At 42.2% G+C, this 4,785-nt stretch carries 2 protein-coding genes; both read right to left on the reverse strand.

Annotated elements, in window-relative coordinates:
• Positions 1 to 34 precede the first annotated feature (34 nt).
• A complete protein-coding gene (locus L1D50_RS21620) occupies positions 35 to 1,549 on the reverse strand; it encodes a tryptophan halogenase family protein (protein ID WP_128728338.1) in 1,515 nt (504 codons plus the stop codon).
• A 158-nt stretch (positions 1,550 to 1,707) separates the two neighbouring features.
• Complete coding sequence (locus L1D50_RS21625) at positions 1,708 to 4,566, reverse strand: TonB-dependent receptor (protein ID WP_128728339.1); 2,859 nt, start codon at positions 4,564 to 4,566, stop codon at positions 1,708 to 1,710.
• Positions 4,567 to 4,785: the final 219 nt, after the last annotated feature.

The raw sequence follows: 4,785 nt of genomic DNA on the forward strand, positions 1-4,785 counted from the left end.
TAATTAGATTTTATTTATAACGATTAATACCAAGTTACTTGTGAACATTTGCCACAAAGCTTTCTAGCTCCATTCGGTGATCTTTAAAATTCAATCCACATCGTCTGATGAAATCATTCACTTTTTCGATGCTATGTTGGTTTGCTAGGGCATTGCCTGACTTAAGCTGAGATTGTTCTGGGTAGATACCATAACCTGCCAATAAACAATGCCAGCTGACTGAAGGGTAATATTGCTCGACGTTTTGGCGAACTAATTCATCCGATAAGTTGTTACCAGAAACCCAAGTCTGTAAAATTTGATAGAGTGACCGCGATAAGTGGTTATTGTTGGCATTATCAAGCCAGTAGTTGGTGTCAGTACGACTATTGACACGATAATGAGCGACGATATAGTCTCGAATAGCCTGATACCGTTCGCTCAAAGCGCGGTTGTGTTTATCTCTGTTACCATCGGTAAAATCCGCATCTTGGTAGCATTCAATGAAACTTTGAACGGTTTCTTGGACTATATGCAAAGCGGTTGCTTCTAATGGCTCTATGAAGCCCTGAGATAAACCAATCGCTATGCAGTTTTTACTCCAGTGCGCTTTAACTTGCCCGACTTTCATTTTTATATGCCGAGCTTCTACTTCTGAGTCCAACAAACCCAAAGCAGCCCTTAGCTCGGTTTCTGCTTGATCCGCATCGCAGTAACGCTGACTATAAACATAACCATTACCGATACGGTTCGTTAGTGGAATGTGCCAAGACCACCCAAATTGACGCGCAACAGATTGTGTTTCGGAGCGAATAGTGTCAAGTTGCTTGGTAGGTATAACGACCGCAGCGTCGTTAAATAAATTGGACTCAAATGACTCAAAACCCACACCTAAAGTGTGTTGTAGCAGTAAACTTTTGAAACCCGAGCAATCAATAAAGATATCACCAGCGACTTCCGTACCCTCCGACGTTATCAGTGCTGCGATATCACCATCAACGTGTGTTCGAACGTCGGTAATAGTGGTATCAATGTGTTTTACATTAAACTCAGCCGCTTTGCGAGCCAACAACTGGCCAAGCAAAGCAGAGTCAAAGTGATAACCATAATTAATTTCGAATGGAAAGTTTTCTGCAGCAATTGGGGATTTATTTAAATCAGCCAAGTGAGTCGCTAAAAAAAAGTGGTCTGGATGGCCCTCTACGTCAATCGCCTTACGCCGAACAAAGCTGTTATGAAAAAAAGCCGGTGCACTGTAGTCGTCAGGTTGTGCAGGAAATGGGTGAAAATAGCTAGAAAACCCAGGTTTGGTCGACCAATCTATAAACCGAATGCCATTTTTATAGGTCGCATTACAAGCCGGCATCCACTCGGCTTCCGAGATACCTAAATAGTCCATAAATCCTTTGAACTGCGGAGTAGACCCTTCACCAACGCCAATAGTTCCGATGCTTGAAGATTCAACCACAGTGATTTCTATCGCTTTATCTGCCCAGCTTTTCGCCATCATATTTGCGGCCATCCAACCTGCAGTTCCACCACCTAAAATCACTATTTTCTGACTTTTCATCGCCTTCGCACCTTAAACCTATTAAAAACCATGTATTGAAAGTGAAACAAACATATCAATTTAGATAACTGATGATAACCACCCATTACACTGTGAGCGACTATAAAAAAGCCACCAAAGCAGGTGTTACTTTGGTGGCCATGAATGCTTGCTAATAATTAGAAGCTGTAGTTGAACCCTAAATAATACTGGCGACCAAACTCTTTGTACTCACCAGTGGCAAGTGCAGTCCCATAGTTAGTGGTATTTGGCTCATCAGTTAGGTTATTAACCTGTAAGACGGCTTCCAAGCCATTCTCAAAGTTGTACGATGCCTGCCAATCAACCACAGTATATTCATCAGCCCAAGCTAGAGAAGAGCCACCAGGTGAAGCCCCTTCATACACATACTCATCACGGTAACGGATATTCAGGTGTGTTGTGAACGAGTCTATGTTCCAAAATACCGTCGCACTCCAAACATTTTTTGATAGACCTGGGAGCGGCAATTGCTGATCAGGGAAATTACCACCGCCATCCACCGTTGTTTCGCTCTCAGTATATGAATAGTTAGCGTTAAAACCTAAGCCCGAAAAGATGCCCGGTAAATTATCAAACATCGTGGTATAAGCAAGCTCAATACCTCTTATGTATCCACCTTGATCATTGTTCTGAGTCGTTTGGTATTGACCTGCAACGAACCCATCTGGTACCTCTAAGCCAATATCAGCCCAGTCAACTTCACCTTCCTGATAAGTGATGCTTTCAATCAAAGATTCAATATCTTTCCAGAATATAGCGGCAACAAAAGCACCACCATCTTCAAAATAACGCTCATAAGATAAATCAATTTGAGTCGCTCTAAATGGGTCTAAATTTGGGTTACCTTTTGACCAAACATTATAACGAGGACTAGTACCATCATTTGCAGTGTCAGCCCAAGAACCTGCACCACCTCTAAGCTGGTAGACAGGTGGACGACCAATAACTTCCGCAGCTGCAAACCTAATTTGGTCAGTGTCACTCACTCTGAAATTGAGGTTTAGTGAAGGCAATGTGTCTGTATACTCAGGACCATAATTAACATGGCGATAATCGGTTCTTTCAACGCCATTGTCATCAATGATTGAGTCGCCAACTTCATCGCCTTGGATCTGTTGAATGCCTATTGATTTCGTATCAGTTCTTACAACTCTAACACCAAAATTACCCGTCACTGGTATGTCAGCAATTTCGGTATCAATGTTAGCCATAATATAACCAGCTAACACTTCTTCTCGAACAGCTCCACTTTCAATAAGTGTCCAGTTATGACCCCAAGTTTGTTGCGCGTCATAGTTACCTGGACCAAATACCTCATCAGCGATACCTTCAAGATCTAATTCCAAGTATTGAAAGCCCCGTGTATCTCTAACCGAGACATATCCCGTCAAATCGTGAGGAATACACGGGTGGTTCTGATCATTAAACTCACAGCCTTTGTTCGTGACGATAGTGCCATCCGGTAACTGATAACCATTTTGACCTTCACGTGCCCCCCATCTAAATGTCGAGCGCTGATCAGTAAATTCTCGTTCGGACCAGCGTGCACCGACCTCAATTGAAGAAATAAAGCTGTTCTCAATAAAATATTTAAAATCAACTTTAACGCTATCTAACTCGTCTGTGTACTTGTGAGGGAATTGTTCCCAATCACCCAGTCGCATATTAGATAGGTCAGTATACCCGTTGCCAAGTGTTAACAGTGGTGAGTCTTTCTCTCTTTGTTCAAAAGAAAACGTTTGATTTCTTAATTCTTGCCAAGTGTTAACTAACGTTCCATCTTCCAGTGTGGAAGTACCGTATTCATATGCATGCATTGAAGCAATCATATCTCTACGCGTCTTTTCCCCTTCACTATGAGCCCAGTCGAACTTTAACTCCCATGTATCAGTCGTGTATTGTAAGTTTAAGCCAAAGCTATCGGTGGTTGAGTCCGTTGATTGGTCTTCAGAGCGCATCTCAACCCATGGACCATTTGGATCTGTAATAGTGACATCCCCAGCAACTAGAAAGCCGTCTTTAACAACTGCATTGTCAACCGTGTACAACGAGTTAATATCTTTTGAAAACCCTTCAATATTCAAGCCGCTCTTTTTATCTTCCGATTCAAACTTAGAATGGAAATAATCAAATTGGACTTTGAGTGCGTCTGTTGGCTGATACACTAAGGTGCTTAACAGGCCAAGTCTTTCATCACTGCCTTTGGCTGAACGATATTGAAAGCCATTAACTGAGCGCTCTTCAGTACCATCACCATCAAAATCTTGAGAGCGTGTAGGTGCATGCGCTGAAATATCAATTGCATTATTTGGTTGGTTTAGATACGCCCCACCAATGGCAAAACCAAGTGTCTCATTTAGGAATTTACCTCGGTATGAAAAACTAATGCGCTCACCCGTTGAATCCGCCCCCACATCTGACGCTGCATCATTGTAGGAATATCTTACCGAAGAATTAAAATTATGTTCTTTTTCAGCATCGAGAGGATTTGCCGTTTTAAGTTCAACCGTAGCCGCAACACCGCCTTCAATCAGCGACGCTTTTGGTGATTTATACACCGCGGCTTGATTAATTAATTCTGACGGATATTGGTCGAATGAAATCCAGCGACTACCTGCAGTATATCCACTGGTACTCGCCTGCTCGCGTCCGTTTAATGTGGTTTGAATAAAGTCGCCGTTCATCCCGCGAATATTAAGTTGCGATGATTGCCCACTTGCTCTTACCGCTGTGATCCCAGGCAATCGGCTTAACGAGTCAGCAATTGAAACGTCAGGTAAGGAAGCTAAGTCTCCAGCATCAACTACTTCTGCAATGGTGTCGCTAAATCTTTTTTTATCTATTGAGGCGATGATACTGCGCGAGATACCGCGAACTTCGATCACCTCAACGTTTTTCTCTTCATTATTAGCAGTGTTATCTTCAACAGGAGCAGCATGGCTCACACCTGCAGCAATCAGCGCAAGCGTTAGCATACTCGGTTTGAACTTAGACATAATGTTTTATCCCAATTAACCATATTATATTGTGCGATTTGTTCATCTGGCGTGCAAACTGATGAAAAAACAAACGAGCACAGTTGTTGTCAGTCAAATACTAGCGGCTGATTAAATTTGTAAACAACTTTATGCATACGTATTCAAAGCTAGTGCATTTCAACGAAATTTACAGGCTTTTTACAGAAATAAAGCCCAACCTAATGATAAATATATAGT

The organism is Pseudoalteromonas sp. Isolate6 (assembly GCF_022398435.1).
GTDB lineage: Bacteria > Pseudomonadota > Gammaproteobacteria > Enterobacterales > Alteromonadaceae > Pseudoalteromonas > Pseudoalteromonas galatheae.